Source organism: Salmonirosea aquatica, assembly GCF_009296315.1.
GTDB lineage: Bacteria > Bacteroidota > Bacteroidia > Cytophagales > Spirosomataceae > Salmonirosea > Salmonirosea aquatica.
In genome coordinates, this window is record NZ_WHLY01000002.1 from 4,017,694 (window position 1) to 4,035,453 (window position 17,760).

15 protein-coding genes are annotated in these 17,760 nt (G+C 51.8%); 5 read left to right on the forward strand and 10 right to left on the reverse strand.

What is annotated here, in order from left to right; genetic code table 11:
- Positions 1 to 15: 15 nt before the first annotated feature.
- Together GBK04_RS17765 and GBK04_RS17770 are read right to left on the reverse strand one after the other, a co-directional pair.
- Complete coding sequence (locus GBK04_RS17765; RefSeq protein WP_152761940.1) at positions 16 to 1,530, reverse strand: S10 family peptidase; 1,515 nt, start codon at positions 1,528 to 1,530, stop codon at positions 16 to 18.
- 176 nt (positions 1,531 to 1,706) lie between these two features.
- The gene (locus GBK04_RS17770; protein WP_152761942.1) at positions 1,707 to 3,044 is read right to left on the reverse strand and encodes a hypothetical protein; all 1,338 of its coding nucleotides are present in this window, start codon (positions 3,042 to 3,044) and stop codon (positions 1,707 to 1,709) included.
- 186 nt (positions 3,045 to 3,230) lie between these two features.
- Here GBK04_RS17770 and GBK04_RS17775 point away from each other — a divergent pair, with 186 nt between their 5' ends.
- Together GBK04_RS17775 and cax are read left to right on the forward strand one after the other, a co-directional pair.
- Complete coding sequence (locus GBK04_RS17775) at positions 3,231 to 4,370, forward strand: DUF819 family protein (RefSeq protein ID WP_152761944.1); 1,140 nt, start codon at positions 3,231 to 3,233, stop codon at positions 4,368 to 4,370.
- 115 nt (positions 4,371 to 4,485) lie between these two features.
- Positions 4,486 to 5,574 carry a calcium/proton exchanger gene (gene cax / locus GBK04_RS17780; RefSeq protein ID WP_152761946.1) on the forward strand — a complete coding sequence of 363 codons (1,089 nt, stop codon included), beginning with the start codon at positions 4,486 to 4,488 and terminating at the stop codon, positions 5,572 to 5,574.
- Positions 5,575 to 5,788: 214 nt separating this feature from the next.
- Here cax and GBK04_RS17785 read toward each other — a convergent pair whose 3' ends face one another.
- The 6 genes from GBK04_RS17785 to GBK04_RS17805 all read right to left on the reverse strand — a co-directional run bounded on the left by GBK04_RS17785 (position 5,789) and on the right by GBK04_RS17805 (position 10,398).
- Positions 5,789 to 6,307, reverse strand: coding sequence for a PEGA domain-containing protein (locus GBK04_RS17785; protein WP_152761948.1), 519 nt, complete (start codon positions 6,305 to 6,307; stop codon positions 5,789 to 5,791).
- Between the two features lie 157 nt (positions 6,308 to 6,464).
- Entirely contained in the window at positions 6,465 to 7,331 is an 867-nt protein-coding gene (galU, locus tag GBK04_RS17790; protein WP_152761950.1) for a UTP--glucose-1-phosphate uridylyltransferase GalU, read from the reverse strand.
- Between the two features lie 120 nt (positions 7,332 to 7,451).
- Positions 7,452 to 8,447, reverse strand: coding sequence for a mevalonate kinase family protein (locus tag GBK04_RS17795; protein ID WP_152761952.1), 996 nt, complete (start codon positions 8,445 to 8,447; stop codon positions 7,452 to 7,454).
- Positions 8,448 to 8,625: 178 nt separating this feature from the next.
- Complete coding sequence (locus GBK04_RS17800; RefSeq protein WP_152761954.1) at positions 8,626 to 9,168, reverse strand: YceI family protein; 543 nt, start codon at positions 9,166 to 9,168, stop codon at positions 8,626 to 8,628.
- A gap of 140 nt (positions 9,169 to 9,308) precedes the next feature.
- The gene (locus tag GBK04_RS30735; RefSeq protein WP_373331080.1) at positions 9,309 to 9,485 is read right to left on the reverse strand and encodes a hypothetical protein; all 177 of its coding nucleotides are present in this window, start codon (positions 9,483 to 9,485) and stop codon (positions 9,309 to 9,311) included.
- Positions 9,486 to 9,663: 178 nt separating this feature from the next.
- Positions 9,664 to 10,398: an outer membrane lipoprotein-sorting protein gene (locus tag GBK04_RS17805; RefSeq protein WP_152761956.1), complete on the reverse strand. Its 735-nt coding sequence runs from the start codon at positions 10,396 to 10,398 to the stop codon at positions 9,664 to 9,666.
- A 233-nt stretch (positions 10,399 to 10,631) separates the two neighbouring features.
- Here GBK04_RS17805 and GBK04_RS17810 point away from each other — a divergent pair, with 233 nt between their 5' ends.
- Entirely contained in the window at positions 10,632 to 11,900 is a 1,269-nt protein-coding gene (locus tag GBK04_RS17810; protein ID WP_152761958.1) for a hypothetical protein, read from the forward strand.
- Between the two features lie 38 nt (positions 11,901 to 11,938).
- Here GBK04_RS17810 and atpG read toward each other — a convergent pair whose 3' ends face one another.
- A complete protein-coding gene (gene atpG / locus GBK04_RS17815) occupies positions 11,939 to 12,820 on the reverse strand; it encodes an ATP synthase F1 subunit gamma (RefSeq protein ID WP_373331081.1) in 882 nt (293 codons plus the stop codon).
- A 150-nt stretch (positions 12,821 to 12,970) separates the two neighbouring features.
- The gene (gene atpA, locus GBK04_RS17820; RefSeq protein ID WP_152761959.1) at positions 12,971 to 14,548 is read right to left on the reverse strand and encodes a F0F1 ATP synthase subunit alpha; all 1,578 of its coding nucleotides are present in this window, start codon (positions 14,546 to 14,548) and stop codon (positions 12,971 to 12,973) included.
- A 292-nt stretch (positions 14,549 to 14,840) separates the two neighbouring features.
- On the opposite strand from atpA, the gene bamJ reads away from it, so the two are divergent.
- Both bamJ and GBK04_RS17830 read left to right on the forward strand, forming a co-directional pair.
- Positions 14,841 to 15,581 carry a BamJ family beta-barrel-assembly machinery protein gene (gene bamJ / locus GBK04_RS17825; protein WP_152761960.1) on the forward strand — a complete coding sequence of 247 codons (741 nt, stop codon included), beginning with the start codon at positions 14,841 to 14,843 and terminating at the stop codon, positions 15,579 to 15,581.
- Between the two features lie 8 nt (positions 15,582 to 15,589).
- Positions 15,590 to 17,728, forward strand: a complete 2,139-nt coding sequence (locus tag GBK04_RS17830) for a carboxy terminal-processing peptidase (RefSeq protein ID WP_152761961.1) — start codon at positions 15,590 to 15,592, stop codon at positions 17,726 to 17,728.
- The last annotated feature ends 32 nt before the right edge of the window (positions 17,729 to 17,760 follow it).

Sequence of the window (17,760 nt, forward strand, 5' to 3'; positions counted from 1 at the left end):
AGTTATAGACTAAGTTCAATATTTCGCCGGCTGATCCGCCTTCGGCAGTGTCCGCAAAATAAACTGCCGGATATCCTCATTGGACGTCACGACGTCGTCGTCACGGAGGTACATCATGTGGCCGCTGCGGTAGCCTTTCCAATCCATGCGGTCTTTGAGCTTGCCGCTGGGATCGAGGTGCCACATGTCGTACTTGGCGTTAAAGTAGTCACAGGCGCCATCGTAATAGCCCGACTGCACCAGGACATTCAGATACGGGTTCTGGGCCATCGCCTGCCGGAGGTTTTCGCCGGTGTGGTCGGCGTCGGCACCTTCACGGCTCCACGGGCGGGTTTGTCCGGCGATGAAGTACTTCAGGTCGGTTTTATAGTTGAGTACTTCCCGCAGATAGTAGTTGATGGCGGGCGTAAACGAGTGCTGCCAGGAGGTATATTCCGGCGAGTAGTCGGGACGGTCGCCGGTAGCGGCGCGGTCGATGCCGAGGTACCTTGAGTCGAGCCGCCCGATGGTATAGCCCTGGTCGCGCAGCAGTTCTTTCCAGAAAAAATTCGCAGGTACCATTAGGTTGTGTTCCAGTACCACTTTTTCCGAGATTCCGGCGTAGCGGGCCACGCGGGCGGCCAGTTGCTTCCGCACGGCGGGGTCGAGGTACCCCCCTTTGGCCAGAGCGGGAATGAGTTCGTTGATGGTGAAGGTTTCCACTTCGGGGAGCATGTCCACGAGATCTTTCTGCTGTAAGTCAGTAGGTAGTTTCTTGTGAAACCAGGCCGTGGCGGCGTAATAGGGCAGGAAGCTGGCGGCATCCACCACGGTGCCGCGCGGCAAGCCGAGGTCGGTCGGCGAGACAAGTACCACGCCGTTGAGGTACATCCACTGCGCGTTTTGGAGTTCCAGCGCCAGACCGGACACGCGATTGGTTCCGTAGCTTTCACCCACAAGGTACTTGGGCGACGACCAGCGGTTCTTGCGTCCCACGAAGGTATTGAGCCACCCGGCTAGGTACTTGATGTCGGCATTGACGCCAAAGAACTTTTTCTTGTCAATGGTATCGGATAGCATCCGCGAAAATCCGGTGTTGACGGGCTCGACGTACACGATATCGGCCACGTCGAGAATCGAATTGGGATTGTCCTGAATGCCGTAGGGCTGGACAGGGTACCCTTCGCTGTCGATCAGCACGCGCTTGGGACCGGTGTAACCGAGGTGCATCCAGCAGGAAGCCGCACCCGGCCCACCGTTGAAGGAAACTACCAAAGGCCGCGTCGTACGGTCACTGACATCGGAACGCTCGTAATATACGTAGAACAGGCTGGCGATGGGCTGGCCGTTTTCGTCCCACACGGGCTGAGTACCGGCGGAGGCGGTGTAAGGTACCCGCTTGCCTTTGATCGTGACGGCGTCTTTGGTTTCGACGCTGGCATCCGGGATTGGCGCGCGGTTTTGGGCGAAAAGGGAAGGTACTTCGGCTACGCTCAGGATGACAAAGAGGAATGGTACTGCGGCCCCAAGATTTTGTAAGCGTTTTTTCATATTGTTTTTGAATAAAAAACTGAAATAAAAAGCTGTTTTGGAAAGAGATAGGTAGGTTTTTACAACTTTCCGTCAAGGTAGAGATTTGCCCCTGAAAACCCAAAGCCGGGCGAATGAATCAATCGACTCTTCCGCCCGGCTTTGGCAAACTAGTTGGGTACTGAATACCGATATGGTTACTCAGGGCAGGCTTTGGCACTCTCCGCGGCGTACTGCTGGTACAAGGTACCTATTTCGTCGGCCTGCTTATCGTCGGGATCGCCCGTCTCGTATTTCTTTTTGATATTCTTCTCACGGGTTCTGAACGTTTCCAGCACGCGCTGCTGGTTGGTGAGGCAGGCCTTCTGTTTGTTCAGCTCCTTCCTTTTTTCGGGCGTAAGGTTGCGGTCGCTCAGTTCGTTTTGGATTTCTTCGTTGCGGGCCTGAAACTGTAAGTCCATAATTTGCCACATCGAAACCTGATTTTCGGGGTTGGTGTAAGCTTTGGCCAAATCGGCCAGATCGCTGGTCTGTAGAAAATCGCCGTTATTCTGTTTCAGGTTTTCCGATATATCGCCGATCTTTTCGGCCTGCTGCATTTTAATGCGGCGCAGTTCGGCATTTTCTTCTTCGGAAGCATTCTGCCTTTCTCGGGCTACATTTTCATCGATTTGGGCGTTGCTCAGAGCCAGTTCTTTGGCCAGGTACTCGCCCATGGGTTTGTAGCCTTGGCCCGAAAAAGGTACCCGGCTCAGATAGCTTCCTTTTGGGGCCGAGGCATCCAGCGGAATGATGTTCCGGACGGCGATGCCATTGACGCCATCGCTTATTTCGTGCAGGTAAAAAAGGTGCCGGTTTTTTTCGTTGTAGAGGTACCCCACCCCGAAAGCCGTCGCCACGTAGTTTTTGGCCAGAGGGCGATCGGCCATCACGCCCCAGTCGTGCATCCAGAAGGTGTAGTTTTTCCCTTCGCTGCTGTACTTGTATTCTTCCAGCACGAGGCCCTGCTCGTAGGGCCAGCGGCGGCTGTTACCCGTTTTACGCGCTCCATTCCAGAACATCTGCGAATTATTCCAGCGGTCGAAATGGGCCGAAACCATCGAAACGCCGCTTCCCATCTTGGCCGCAATTTTGCCAGTTTCGGGTGTTTCCGTGTACATCAGCGCGTCGGCATTGGGCAGGAAGGTTACGAACTTGATGTGGTCGGTCTCTTCCGTTTGGGCCATCCCTTTCCAGCCTACGCGCATCATTTCGCCCGAATAGCCAAACACGCCGTTGGTACTATTGAGGTACGCTTCCACAACCATGCTGCCTTCCAGGCTCAGGATTTCCATGGAAATAATCTGGTTAAATCGCATGTCGTCGTTCAGACCCGGAACCGGATCGGGATTTTGAGCAATGCCGCTTCTGATCTTAGAAAAGTCGAGTTCTTTCTTGCCGCCTTGCCCGGCTTTTTCCACCACAATTTTCTGCTGCCCGCGGGCGGAAAAGCACAGGAAGGCCAGCAGCAACGCAAGGAGGGATAGGTACTTCATCGGTAAAGAAGATTGAATAAAATTCAGGGCATTGAATCGGAAATCAAAGTAGGGTGTATTTACCGATACTACCAAACGGCGGTGAGCCATTGGCCGCGCAGGGAACATTGTTGGCTCACCGGGCTTAGTAGACCACACTTTATTTCCTATATTGGTGCTTCATCGCTCTATCCCTCCGTCTGTAAGATGCCCACGCACCCGCTTTTTGTCCTCGCGGTACTTTGTCTCAATGTCGTCATCTGCGATTGGCTGGCTACCAAACCCTACTTCCGGCACCTTGGCACCGCGCTGATGGTCATTTTGCTCACGGCGATTGTGGCCAATCTGGGTATCATCCCGGCTTCTTCGCCACCCTCGCCGGTGTATGACGGAATCTTTGCCTACGTAGCGCCAATCTCCATTTTCCTGCTCATGCTGAGTGTGAATCTGAAAAGCATCCGCCGCGCTGGTCCGGCGATGATCGGACTATTTCTGGTGGGGGCCGTCGGGACGGTGGTCGGGGTAGCGGTGGCTTTCAAACTGCTGGACGCAGCGGCACTGCTGGGCGAGAATTACTTTGCACTGGGCGGCATGCTGACGGGTACCTACATTGGCGGTAGTCTCAATTTCAATGCCGTAGCCCTGCATTATGGCATGGCCCGCGAAGGTACCCTCTACGCCGCTACGACTGCCGCCGACAACATCATAACGGCTTTGTGGATTGTGGCGACGCTGGCGTTGCCTGCTTTGTTGCGGGGGAAAAGTAAAAAAACGATTGCCCCGGCAGCCGGACCGAACGTAGAAACGGATACGTTCGATGAGCAGGAGACGATCAATCCGATGGATGTGGGCTTGCTGACGTCGCTGGCTTTCGGGGCGGTGTCCCTGGCCGACTGGGTTTCTTCGCTCTATCCGGTAGTCCCCACCATCCTCACCATCACGACGGTGGCTTTGGTACTGGCCCAGTTTCCGGTGATAAGCCGTTTGCGCGGGAGCCGTACGTTAGGCATATTCATGATCTATCTTTTTCTGGCGGTCATCGGGGCTTATTGCGACGTACCCGCGCTATTGCAAGATGGTACCCTGGCCGTCTGGCTGCTGGTGATGATCTGCATCATTGTACTGGTTCACGCCGTGCTGCTCATTGGGGTAGGCAAATTACTGAAACAGGATGCGGATGTGATAGCCATAGCATCACAGGCCAATATCGGCGGGTCGAGTTCGGCGCTGGCGCTGGCCCGCAGCCTGGGTCGGCCCGACCTACAGCTTCCGGCGATTCTGGTAGGTACCCTGGGCAATGGCCTGGGTACCTACCTGGGCTTTGCCGTAGCGGAGTGGCTGCGGTAAGGTGATGGACTATAATCTTCTGGCACAAATTTCTTGACCAAGAGGTCGGTCAAGTTGGGAAAATATATTTTTGCAGGGTACCCTCTCACATAACTCAAAACTCATATCTAAAACCATGATCTTTCGCTGGCTACTACTCCTGATTCCTATTTCACTCGGACTGCAGTATTTTTTTGAAGTACCCCCGTTAGTCAATTTCGTAGTGGCCATTCTGGCCATCATTCCGCTGGCGGAGTGGATACGCCAGGCGACCGAGCAACTGGCCGATCAGCTGGGCGCTACCATCGGCGGATTACTCAACGTGACTTTTGGCAATATGGCCGAGTTGCTGTTGGCTATTTTCGTACTCATGGATGGGAAGACCGATGTGGTTAAAGGACAAATCACGGGTTCCATCATTGGCAACAGCCTGCTCGGTTTGGGCCTGGCCATCGTGGTAGGTACCTGGGGACGCTCCAAACAGACTTTCAATAAGGAAAGCGCCGGACAGCTATCGAGTTTATTGATTCTGTCGGTGATTGCCCTGCTGCTACCCGCACTCTTTCACTATACCGAACGGGGCATCGCCGGTCCGGCCACTACGGGTGATCTGGAAGAAAAACTGAGCCTGGGCGTGTCGGTGGTGCTGATCGTGGTGTACTTGGCCAATCTCGTGTATACCCTCAAAACCCACCGGGATGTTTTTGAAAGCGCGGGGCATCACAAACCCGAAACACCTGAACCTGATGACGAAAAGCCTTGGCCTAAGTGGGTAGCTGTGGCCGTATTGGTGGTAGGTACGGCATTCACGGCCTGGGAAGCGGAGATCGTGTCCGGCGGGCTGGAGGCAGCGGCGGAGGGCCTTGGCCTTTCCACTTTTTTTCTGGGCGTAGTGGTGCTGGCGATTATCGGTAATGCAGCAGAATACGTAGCGGCGATTTACTTCGCCCGTCAGAACCAGATGACCACCGTAATGGGTATCACGGTGGGTTCCACGATTCAGGTAGCGCTTCTCATCGCTCCGCTGCTGGTGATTATTTCCTACCTCATCGGAGCGCCGATGAACCTGGTATTTGCCAATCCGCTCGAGCTGATCGCCATTGCTGCCGTGGCCTTCATCGTGAATGCTATTGCTCACGATGGCGAAACTACCTGGTTCGAGGGGGTATTGCTTATCGCGGTCTATGTAGTGCTGGGTATGGCTTTCCTCCTGGTGGGGCCGTAGGGGGTACCTTAGGTGTATTATGGGATAACGGCTGGAATCAGATAAAAAAAGATGCTCGATTTTGCAGTACCTTTCGCCCATTGACGGTGAAACTACCTGACGCAACGAGTAGGTCCGAGGTGAGTTTCCAGGCATTTTGCCTCATCCACTGCCAGCGGTGAAGAGGATAGGTACCCTACAGCTTTCCCTCAAAGGTAGGTATAGGGCTTTTTATCTATTTGTTACCCTCTAATATCTTCTTTTTTTCTGCTTCAAACTCTTCCTGAGTTATCACCTTTTCGTCAAGAAGTTGTTTTAGTTCTCTTAATTGGTCGGTTTTCGTTTTGACCGGAGTCAAGGACTGGGCTCCAGGTACATATTGATTGGCTTGGGTACCACCCGTAGGAAGTTCGTACGTATGGAGTGGCTTGTACTTCATGGTCCACAGAAAAGGGACCAGCAAAAAAACGCCCCCGATAATTGCTCCCACATCGGCCTCTTCGTTACGGGAAAATGAAGTGATCAAGGGAGCGTAGCCTTCTTTCTCGAGCCGGACTGACGTTGTAGAGCCTACGATCTTCGAGTCACGGTGCGTATAAGGCGTCGTTCCTACCGGTTCCTCGTTAAGGTAGACTTTCGCTCCACTGGGATTGGACTGAATGGTGGTTACGCTGCTGCAGCTTGAAAACAGTATTGAACCGGCTAAACCCATCGCCACGGTCTTTCTGACTGTAATTTTTTTAATCGTCTTCATCTGAATCAGGTAGTTTAGAACAACCAATAAAGATCACGTACTTTACATGAAATCAATTCTCCAATGCAGTGACAATCCGTGCGTAATTTCCCCCTACCGGTTGGACTTGTTTTTTCATGACCGGAGGAGACAGTATATTCCAGCAAAAAATTGGGAATCAGTTTTTTTCTAGGATTTCTTCCAGGAACTTACGGAAGGGCGCGGCAAACTCTTTGCGTTTCAGAGCGAAGGTGACGGTAGTTTTCAGAAAGTCGAGCTTATTGCCGATGTCGTGCCGCTGACCCTCGATGCGGTGGGCGTAGATGTTATCGCGACGCAGCAACAGCAGCATCGAATCGGTAAGCTGAATCTCGCCGCCCTTGCCTTTGGGAGTCTGTTCGATAGCCTGAAAGATGTCGGGCGCCAGTATGTACCGCCCCGCAATAGCGAGATTGGAAGGAGCGGCGCCAATGGCGGGCTTCTCAATCAGGGTGGTGAGCTCCAGAATGGTGTCGCTCAACGCATTTCCTCCCACAATTCCGTAGCGGTTTACCTTATCGGAGGGTACCTCCTCTACGGCAATCACCGAGCCTCCGTACTGCTCGTAGGTATCCATAAGCTGTTGCGTAACCGGAATCACCGAATCCATAATGGTGTCGCCCAACAGAACGGCGAAGGGCTCGTTACCGACATGGTGCCGGGCGTAGTAAATGGCATCGCCCAGGCCGTTGGCTTCCTTTTGGCGCACAAAGTGGACATTGGCCATATCGGCCAGGCGGCGCATTTCGGTATACCAGGCTTGATCTTCTTTTTCTTCCAGCCGGGCTTCCAACTCAAAATTCCGATCGAAGTGGTCTTCAATCGCCCGTTTACCTTTACCCGAGATAATCAGAATATCCTCAATGCCCGAATCCACAGCCTCCTGCACCACGTACTGGATGGTCGGAATGTCGATAATGGGCAACATTTCCTTGGGCATTGACTTGGTAGCAGGCAGAAAACGGGTACCTAGTCCCGCGGCGGGTATAACGGCTTTACGAATCATTTTTTTTGAGCTGATGGCTGTTAGCTATTGGCTGATAGCTTCCATTATGGCCAGATGAATTTGTGTTCTGATTTCATTCAAAAAGCCAATAGCTATCAGCCAACAGCTATCGGCTTGTCTTCACACCACGAAGGGTTTCACTACGCGGGCGTTATACTTTTTCAGCTCTACAAAAAGCCGGTTGAGCATGTCGTCGTCGCGATAAGTGCCAATGATGGTACCCCCCGATCCGGCGAATTTGGCCGAAGCGCCGCAGGCGCGAGCCGCCTTGATCAGTGCTTTGTTGGATTCTGAAACATTATAGATCTGACAACGGTAATCGAAATTTTGATTGACCAATTCGTGCAGATCGTCGGGCCGATCTTCCAAAAGGGCCTTCCGTCCTTCCTCGGCACATTGCGCAATATTGCCCAGGGTTTCGATCACCTGGGCTTCACCCCGATCGAAGCGGGCCCGCACATCGCTGTGCACTTTGCCGGAAACCTTGCTGAGTTGTGTATTGTAAGCCACATAAAGCTTGGGGAGTAGGGTAGGGTTCAGCCGTTCGTAGTGGCCGTACCCTTGTTTTTCAATCAATTTCTGATCAAAATTCATGTACACACAGCCTTCGTAGCACTGAATCACCCGGTCCTGTAAACCCGCCGTAATACCGAGTTCTTCGGTTTCGGAGGTAAGTACCAGCTGAGGTAGTTTTTCGAGGGGTATGTCTACTTTATAGAATTGCAGTAAAGCCCGAAACAGCGCTACCACAATGGCGCTGGAACCCGACATGCCCACCTGGCGCGGGATGGACGATCGGTACCGTACCGTGAAGTTGCGGTTGGGCAGCCGGATGGCTTGCTGCTCGCAGTAGTCAGCAAATTTCTTGATTCCTGCTTTGATCAGCGGAATGCCGCCATTGTAGCCCAGCATGCTTACCGAATCGCGCAGGTGATACATACTCTTGAAGGTACTACTGTCCTGGGGTTGTGGCTCGATATGTAGCTCGGGCGATTCATAAAGCGAAATAGACGTGCCGAAGTTGCGCACTGAAATGGAAATCGTTTTTCCAAAAAATCCATCCGAGGGGTTGCCCAATAGTCCGGCCCGGGCATAAGCACGCGTTTCGATGATCAAGGAGATGCGGTATTTTTTTGCCAATATTACTAATAAATTTCGAATTGACTGGGATTAGATCCCAGTCAAAAATGCTGTAATCGAAAGAAATAGTAACTGGATGTATGCAAAAAAAACAGGGAAGAACGATTGGATTCGTTCTTCCCTGCCTGGCTAATTTATATTAAACAACAGCGAATTAGGCGGGCCGTGCGATCTGGACATTAAGAGCCAGCCTTACTTCGTCGCCTACCACGATGCCGCCTGCTTCGGTCACGGCGTCCCAGGTAAGGCCAAATTCTTTGCGGTTAATTTTTCCGGTTATTTCAAAACCCGACTTATAGTTGCCGTAGAAGTCAGTCATGCTACCTCCAAACTCCGCTTTCAATTCAATGGACTTGGTAGTTCCTTTGATAGTCAAATCACCGATAACCTTGTAGGTTTCATCGTCTATTTTTTCCACGCTGGTAGACTGGAACGTCATTTTAGGATACTGCTCCGCGTCAAAAAAATCGGCCGAACGCAGGTGTTCGTCCCGCTGGGGCTGGTTGGTGTCCACACTGGCCGTTTCGGCCTCAAAGTGGATAGAGCCCGTGGCGAAGTCATCGCCCTGGGTTTCTACGGTACCCTCAAATTTCCGGAAATGACCTGTTACTGTCGAAATGACCAGGTGTTTTACTTTGAATTGAATTTCTGAATGCGTAGGATCGATGGTCCAAACTGTTTTCGTTGCCGTTTCCATGTCTTGTTTTGATTTCTGAATGAATGTTATGTATATGTGCTGACATTTAATGTATATACATTTAAAAATTCAAAAGAGTTCAATCCAAAGCAAAAAAATATCCGATGCATTCCGGCATCGGATATTTTAAGGAGGATATTTCAAATTCCTCCTTCGCGGTCTGCATCCCGGTCAGGCTCCTTTCCGGGTACCCCATCGGGATTTTCAGCGGGTGGGGTGGTATTGGGGGTATTCCTGGGGAATGACGGATATACGGGTGGTTCCAGAAGTTCTTTTCCGGTACCGGGTATTGCGGGTTCTCCTCTTTTACGTGCCATGGTAGGTATGGTTTAGGTTTTAAATAATTCTATGTCTGGTACCCCAAAAGAACCGTTCCATTTTTATTAGAGCGGTTTCTTACCGGAAATGTGGAAAAAACTCTATGGGTACCCTTACGAATAAAAAAGCCGCTTCTCTCTCTGAGAAGCGGCTACTGAACGTTAAAACGTTAGGCGATTAGTTTTTGGGCATCGCAAAGATGCTTTCATCCACGGTCGGGTTCACCTCTACATTTTTCACTACCATGGTCATAACGCCCGGCATGGCGGGTGACTCTACTTCCGTCGTGAAAGGAAACGTAATGCCGTCGACCTGCTTAAAGTTAGAAAAATTAGTTTTGAGTTCTACCTCCTGACCCTGGGCAGTAGTGTTCATTACGGATTTCAGAATGTAGTAGGTATCCTTGGAGATATAGTGGGTTGCCACGGTACCATTGCCCATATCGACTTTCACCACGTACACCGGCGCTCCCTCAACTTTGTCTTCGCCCGTTAGCTCGGCGGTGTAGCCCTTTGACTTATAATTGTGCAAGCCAGTCAGGTCGAGTTGGCCCGCCGACATTTTCACCTGGTCCTCTGTGAGGGGAGTAGCGCCGCTCTGACCCGCCATGGGGTTGATCATCCAACCGGTTTTGCCATCGATGGCCTGTACGATATCGGATCCCTGCACGGTCGTTTTGCTGATAAGCCCTCGTCCCTGCACAATGGTAGTGCTTGAGGGTAGGTCCATGCCCATGATTTGGGCCGACGATTCTATTTTGATACTTTTTATGCCCGTATATTTGTCACCGCCCATGGCGGCCACATGCTTGTTGATAATTTCATCCACACTCTGAGCCTGGACGGTTTTCGACTGGATGATGAAGGCCAACACCATCATGACCAGAAGTTTTAAGAATGATTGACTGCGCATACAAAAATCGGTTTGGAATAAGTGAATGGAGTGAAGTACAAAACTAGCCCTGAATAACGTTCCTCCGGGCAAATATAGTATAAGCGGTTCAGCCGCATGATTTACCTACCTTCTCTTCCCATCAAGTTGCTATATTTGCCCAATTTTACAATCCATTCACCCGCTACCGGCGGGCCTCTGCGTTTCGCCGATTCGTTGATTTCCCGGAATCAGCGTGCCAAATCAGTCATTGAATGCCAAGAAGAAGAAATGATGCCCGCTCTGCCCGCCTGCGTTTTCTGGCGGTCGTAAGTCTTTTATTTATAGTCATTCTGCTGCTTTCCTTCGGCATACTGGCCTTTGAATTTATTTATGGGAATGCCGACGGGGTCTGGCATGACATCGACGTGGTACAGGGTACCTATCAGGCCACAGTAATACTGGCCGGACTTGGCCTGCTTATGTATGGCCTATTCTTCGGACCCAATTGGATAAAGGGCGTACTGGGTACTCTAATACTGACTTTACTGCTATTGCTGGGATTGGAAAAAGCCAGTCTCTGGCTCGTGAACCGTAATCAGTCCAAGCCTCTCGGTACGGCTCAAGCACAGCCTTTCCTCCGGCCCGACCACACCGAGCCGTCTGTTATGAGCGATACCCTGGGGGTACGGGCCCGACCCAATTGGCATATCAGATGGGTACCGCTGAAAGACAATGTCCGGTATGATACCGTCACGATATCAACGGATTCGCTTGGTCGCCGGGCTACGCCTCTGCCCGATTCTCTGCCCCGTCCGCGCTACGCCCTGTTCCTGGGCTGCTCGTACACCTACGGCGATGGGGTATCGGATACCCAAACGCTGCCCTACTATTTTCAGGCCCTGTCGCCCACCTACCGTGCCTATAATTATGGGTACATGGCTTACTCACCTCTACATACTTTGGCCCTGCTCCAGCAGGGAGCATTGGAACGGCAAATTCCACAGAAAGACGGTTTTGCGGTTTTTACACTCATCAATGACCATCTCGATCGCGTTATTCCGGCCACACGGTGGATCGAACTTACCCAGGGCAGGTTTCCCTATCTGGATAAAAAAACGATGCATACCGAGGGTATTTTTGCCGATAAAAGACGCCTGTATACCCAGGCGGTTTTGAACTTCCAGGGTACGGGTCTTCAGCAAATCATGAAATGGGGGTACCCCCGCACCCATACCGACGCCCATTACCAGTTGCTGGTCGATATTATCAAGAAATCAGAGGAAGAGTATACCCGCCATTTCGGAAACAACCGTTTTTATGTGGTAGTCTTTCCGGGAAATCCGCTTTCTGCCGAAACCGAGCGACTTTTTAAAGCAAAGGGCATCCACTATTTCGATTATTCCGGACTGATGTCCATCGAATCGAACATGCTGCCTTTCGACAATGCCCACCCTGCCCCCCAGGTGTACGAAAGGGTGGCCCGGCAGCTAAGCCGGGATCTGGATTCACTCGGCACAAAAAGAACGGGAACCGGCCAATAGCCTGTTCCCGTTCCTGCTGGTTCTATCTGAGGGGTACCCTATACCAGTGCTTCGGCTCCTCCTACAATTTCAAGGATTTCCTTAGTAATAGCGGCCTGCCGGGTACGGTTGTACACCAGCCGTAGTTCTTTCAACAGTTCCTGTGCGTTGTCGGTAGCCTTGTCCATGGCCGTCATGCGGGCTCCATGTTCCGAAGCGTTCGATTCGAGTACGGCGCGGTACAACTGAATTTTGAGCGATTTGGGGATCAGTTCGTTCACGATCTTTTCTTCCTCGGGCTCAAAAATATAGTTGATATTGGTCCGACCGGTTTGGGTGTTGTTGGGGCTATCCGCAATAGGTAGGTACTGTTCGGTACGGATTATCTGGGTAGCCACGTTTTTGAACTCATTGAAAACCAAATCCACCCGATCGTAGCGTCCCTGCGCAAAAGCATCCATGATGTATTCGGCAGCTTCCTTTACCTCCACAAAACTGAGCTTCATAAAAAGATGCTGAAATGTGGTGGTGACTTTGAATCCCCGGCGTGCCATGCCTTCGGCACCTTTCTTACCGATGGCTAGTACCTCAACGTTCCCACGTCGTGCCAAATCGGCATAATTAGCGTTGATATGGGCCATGGCGGCCTTAATTACGTTCGTATTGAACGCTCCGCACAAGCCGCGGTCTGAGGTGACGAGCACCATCAGTACTTTCTCTACGGGCCTCGCTTTCTTAAAAGGACTGTCTGAGCCCCTCTCGCTGCCTGACGATACCGTCGCCAGCATTTCGCCCAGTTTCTGAGCGTAAGGACGCATCTGAATGATGTTGTCCTGCGCGCGCCGTAATTTGGCCGCCGCCACCATCTTCATGGCTTTGGTGATTTGCTGGGTAGAGTTGACCGAAACGATCCGGTTACGTACTTCTTTTAAACTTGCCACTTGTTTAGTTGAGAGTTGAAGTTGAGAGTTGAAAGGATTGGTTTCTAACTGTCAGCTTATTGCATAAACTTGTCTTCTCGATGTTTTTTGGCCGAAGTTGTCCGGTTGGTAAGCGATCTGTTAGGCTCGCCTACCAACCAGACCTGACACTCAAATGTACTTGGCTGAAATTTCCTTGGCTACCTTTTCCAGAACGCCGGTCAGGCTGTCGTCGAATTTGCCCGCCTGCAGCGCTTTCAGCGTATCGCTATACTGACCGGATAGTACCGTCAGGTATTCCGATTCAAATTCCTTTACCCGGTCCACGGGAACTTTGTCGATCAGGCCTTTGGTGGAAGCATAAATAATGGCTACTTGCTGCTCCACGGCCACGGGGCTATATTGAGGTTGCTTCAATACCTCCTGGTTGCGGCGTCCGCGGTCGATCGCCAGCTGCGTGGCGGCATCGAGGTCAGAACCGAACTTGGCGAAGGCTTCCAGTTCGCGGAATTGCGCCTGATCGAGCTTCAGGGTACCCGCTACCTTTTTCATGGATTTGATCTGGGCGTTTCCTCCTACCCGCGATACCGAGATACCGACGTTGATGGCCGGACGGATACCCGAGTTAAACAGGTTCGTTTCCAGGAATATCTGCCCGTCTGTAATCGAGATCACATTGGTAGGAATATAGGCCGATACGTCACCTGCCTGTGTTTCGATGATAGGCAGAGCCGTCAATGAACCACCCCCTTTTACCTTGCCTTTCAAAGAAGGGGGAAGATCGTTCATATTTTGGGCAATGGAATCGTCATTCACGATTTTGGCGGCCCGCTCCAACAGGCGGCTGTGCAGGTAAAATACGTCGCCAGGATACGCTTCGCGTCCGGGAGGCCTACGTAGCAGCAGTGATACCTCGCGGTACGATACAGCCTGCTTCGAAAGGTCGTCGTAAATTACCAGGGCTGGACGTCCCGTATCCCGGAAGTACTCACCGATGGCTGCTCCCGTAAAGGGCGCAAAGAATTGCATGGGAGTGGGGTCTGACGCACCGGCCGCTACAATCACGGTATAATCCATGGCACCATAGCGACGCAACGTGGTTTCCACCTGCTTGATGGTGGAGGCTTTCTGGCCGCAGGCTACGTAGATACAGAAAACGGGTTCGCCGCGATCGTAAAACTCTTTCTGATTGATGATGGTATCAATACAAACCGCCGTCTTGCCGGTCTGACGGTCGCCAATGACCAACTCACGCTGACCACGCCCGATGGGGATCATGGCATCGATGGCCTTAATTCCGGTTTGCAGAGGTTCAGTTACGGGTTGGCGGAAGATTACACCCGGTGCTTTACGTTCCAAAGGCATTTCGAACAGCTCGCCCTGAATGGGGCCCAGGCCGTCGATAGGCTCGGCCAGGGTGTTCACCACGCGGCCCACGATTTTGTCACCTACCTGGATGGATGCGATTTCGTTGGTACGTTTTACCGTGTCACCTTCTTTGATTTCACTCGATTCGCCCAGCAATACCGCCCCCACATTGTCTTCTTCCAGGTTAAGTACAAGCGCTTTGAGGCCATTTGCAAACACGAGCAGCTCACCTGCCTGTACTTTGGAAAGCCCATAGATACGCGCCACGCCGTCGCCGACTTGTAGCACCGTACCCACTTCTTCGAGTTCCGCCTCCGATTTAGCGCCCGCAAGTTGCTCGCGCAGAATGGCTGAAACCTCGTCCGGTCTAACAGATACCATGTTATTTAGTTACGTATTGTGAATGTTGAAGTTTAGTATTCTCGAAAACAGCCGCAAATTTAGGGTTTTATTCTTTAATTCCGGTATTCATTCTAAAAAAACTACAAGCCAGAAATTAGATTTTTCTAAGGTAGGGAGGCCGAACCCGCCCAGGATATGGAAATACGCTTCCGGGGCTATTTTAGGGGCGCGGCCAAACTTTTTTGGGGGTCAGGTGTGTTTATTAGCCGAATGCTTTCGTTTTTTAACAATCTTACCAAAAATTCATCCCTACTTGTCTTTTTCAAACCGAATGTTTCGTAACGCAAAGAATGTTTTTGCCGTTGTCATCTGCGCTGCAATGATGGCTTCGGAGGTTGATGCTCAGACTGCTAAAGCTCCCACCAAGAGTACCCCAAAACCCACCGCGACTGCCGCAGTCGCCGCTCCCGTCCTTAAAACCGCCCTTGACTCGATTGCCTATTCGATCGGCCTGAGCGTGGGAGGCTCCCTGAAAGCCCAGGGCCTGGCCGATATCAATACCAATTTGCTGGTGAAGGCCATCAATGAAACTTTAAAAGGTACCTCCACCCTGCTAAGCCCCGACCAGGCCAACCAGTTCATCGGTGAGTATTTTCAGAAACAAGCCAACGTCAAAGGGGATGCTAACCGGAAGGCGGGAGAAGCATTTTTGGAAGAAAACAAGAAACGGCCCCAAGTTACCACAACAGCCAGCGGGCTCCAATATGAAGTGTTGAAAATGGGAGATGGCCCCAAGCCTGCCGATACTTCGCGCGTCAAGACCCACTACCATGGCACACTTATTGACGGCACGGTATTCGACAGTTCGGTGGAACGGGGCGAACCGGTGGAATTTCCGGTCAATGGAGTTATCAAAGGTTGGCAGGAAGCCCTGCAACTGATGCCGGTTGGCTCAAAATTCAGATTGTACATTCCTTCGGATTTAGCATACGGTGAGCGTGCAGCCGGGCCTACCATAGGCCCCAACTCCACGTTGATATTTGATGTGGAGCTTTTGGATATCTTAAAATAAATTTCGCTATGAGAAAATACCTGATCACTCTAATACCTGTAGTGCTGCTGAGCTGGCAGCGAGGCCCCGAACCCCAAAGCGCCGTTCGGATTGACGAGAGCATTGCTCTGGAAGGAGGAGCGCTCACGGAGGATCTGAAGCCCACCGAGGCGCAGTTCAGGGCCGAAGCACTGGTGACCCGCATTCTTACCAACTACCACTATCGGAAAACCAAACTGAACGACTCCCTGTCGTCCGCCATATTTTCCAAGTACCTGGACGACATCGACCACGGCAAGCTCTATTTCCTGGCATCCGATGTGAACCAGTTTGAAAAATACCGGAATTCATTTGATGACTTCCTGAAGAACGACGAGCTCGAGGTACCCTTCGATATCTATAATGTATTCCGCAAGCGGTATCAGGAGCGTAGCGCTTACATCCAGAGTCTGTTAGAAAAGCCTGAGCCGTTCAACTACATGACGGAGGAAAGTCTGAATACTGACCGTGAGAAAGCTACATGGGCCAAAAGTACCGAGGAACTGAACGATACCTGGCGCAAGTACATCAAGAGTGAAGCCCTGGACCTGAAGTTGGCGGGAAAGGCCGATACGGCCGTCATCTCAACCCTGCGCGATCGCTACAAAACCCGTGATCGCGCCTTAGCCCGCATCCGTACCGAGCAGGTGTTCCAGATGTACATGAACGCCTTTGCCGAATCGCTTGATCCGCATACCAATTACCTGGGCCCGGTTTCGGCCGACCGATTCAAGCAGGACATGAGCCAATCACTCGAAGGAATTGGTGCCTTGCTGCGTGAAGAGGACAACTATATTAAAATTGTGGATGTGATTCCCGGCGGCCCGGCCTTCCGGGGTAAGCAACTGAAAAAAGAAGACCGCATCATGGGGGTAGCTCAGGGCGATGACGGCAACTTCGTGGATATCGTGGGTTGGTTTGTGGACGATGCTGTCAAGCTGATCAAAGGCCCGAAGGGTACCGTAGTGCGTCTGCAGGTACTGGCCGCCAACGCGCTACCCAATACGCCGCCCCGTGAACTCCGGATCGTGCGTGAGAAGATCAAACTGGAAGAACAACGCGCTAAAAGTGAAATCGTGACTGTGGATCATGGCGGTAAGCCCATGAAGGTAGGAGTAATCGATATCCCACTGTTCTACCGCGATTTTGAAGGCGCTCAGAAACGCGAGAAAGAATTTTCAAGTACCACCCGTGATGTACAGAACCTCATGGATCAGCTCCGTAAGGATGGGGTAGAAGGTATCGTGATCGACCTGCGCAATAACGGCGGTGGTTCGCTGACTGAGGCCATTTCGCTCACCGGTTTGTTTATCAACAAGGGCCCCGTAGTGCAGGTCAAGGAATCCGGTGACGAAATAGAGGTACAGTCCGATACCGATCCGATGATCGCTTATGACGGCCCCTTAGCCGTCATGGTGAACCGTTTCAGTGCTTCGGCTTCTGAGATTTTCGCGGCTGCCATCCAGGATTATAAGCGTGGTATTATCGTAGGCGAACAGTCGTACGGGAAAGGTACCGTGCAAACGCTCATCGAGCTTAACAAATGGATGCCTAAGGAAAGTGATCCGCTGGGTGAGGTGAAAATGACCGTGGCTAAGTTTTACCGCATCAATGGTAGCAGTACCCAGTTGCGGGGCGTTACTCCTGATTTGGAGTTGCCCACTCCGTACAAAGCCGACGAATACGGGGAAGCTTCCCAGCCCAGTGCCTTGCCCTGGGATCAAATCCCTTCGTCGCGGTATGAAGTAACCGATAACATTACGGACAAGCTGGTGGCTCAACTGCGCGATAAGCACAACCAGCGTTTGAAGTCGGACGAAGAACTGAAAAAGCTTGTTGAGGACATGGCAGCTTTCCGGAAGGCCCGTGAGGATAAAATGGTATCGTTGCAGATTGACAAACGCCGGAAGGAGCGCGCCGAAGCTGAGAAGAAGCGTGCCGCGCTCAAGGACTTTGGGGATGAAGCCGATGATGATGAAGAAAGTGGGAGTGATTCTACGGCCGTGGCCAAAGCTACCCCCGTTAAAAAGAAAAACGATGTGTATCTGACTGAAACCAGCCGTATCGTAGCTGATTTGGTGACGATCACCAACGAACCCGCACTGGCTGGAACCAAGAAAAAGCGTTAAGCTTTCCACTATTTGCGCTCAGTTTTCCTGAA

What these genes read in the sequence shown, in the direction of transcription:
- GBK04_RS17775 (WP_152761944.1), top strand. Translation starts at nt 3,231, where the DNA reads ATGCCCACGCACCCGCTTTTTGTCCTCGCGGTACTTTGTCTCAATGTC.
- galU (WP_152761950.1), bottom strand. Translation starts at nt 7,331, where the DNA reads ATGATTCGTAAAGCCGTTATACCCGCCGCGGGACTAGGTACCCGTTTT.
- GBK04_RS17765 (WP_152761940.1), bottom strand. Translation starts at nt 1,530, where the DNA reads ATGAAAAAACGCTTACAAAATCTTGGGGCCGCAGTACCATTCCTCTTT.
- GBK04_RS17785 (WP_152761948.1), bottom strand. Translation starts at nt 6,307, where the DNA reads ATGAAGACGATTAAAAAAATTACAGTCAGAAAGACCGTGGCGATGGGT.
- GBK04_RS17830 (WP_152761961.1), top strand. Translation starts at nt 15,590, where the DNA reads ATGAGAAAATACCTGATCACTCTAATACCTGTAGTGCTGCTGAGCTGG.
- GBK04_RS17810 (WP_152761958.1), top strand. Translation starts at nt 10,632, where the DNA reads ATGCCAAGAAGAAGAAATGATGCCCGCTCTGCCCGCCTGCGTTTTCTG.
- cax (WP_152761946.1), top strand. Translation starts at nt 4,486, where the DNA reads ATGATCTTTCGCTGGCTACTACTCCTGATTCCTATTTCACTCGGACTG.
- bamJ (WP_152761960.1), top strand. Translation starts at nt 14,841, where the DNA reads ATGTTTCGTAACGCAAAGAATGTTTTTGCCGTTGTCATCTGCGCTGCA.
- GBK04_RS17770 (WP_152761942.1), bottom strand. Translation starts at nt 3,044, where the DNA reads ATGAAGTACCTATCCCTCCTTGCGTTGCTGCTGGCCTTCCTGTGCTTT.
- atpA (WP_152761959.1), bottom strand. Translation starts at nt 14,548, where the DNA reads ATGGTATCTGTTAGACCGGACGAGGTTTCAGCCATTCTGCGCGAGCAA.
- GBK04_RS30735 (WP_373331080.1), bottom strand. Translation starts at nt 9,485, where the DNA reads ATGGCACGTAAAAGAGGAGAACCCGCAATACCCGGTACCGGAAAAGAA.
- GBK04_RS17805 (WP_152761956.1), bottom strand. Translation starts at nt 10,398, where the DNA reads ATGCGCAGTCAATCATTCTTAAAACTTCTGGTCATGATGGTGTTGGCC.
- GBK04_RS17800 (WP_152761954.1), bottom strand. Translation starts at nt 9,168, where the DNA reads ATGGAAACGGCAACGAAAACAGTTTGGACCATCGATCCTACGCATTCA.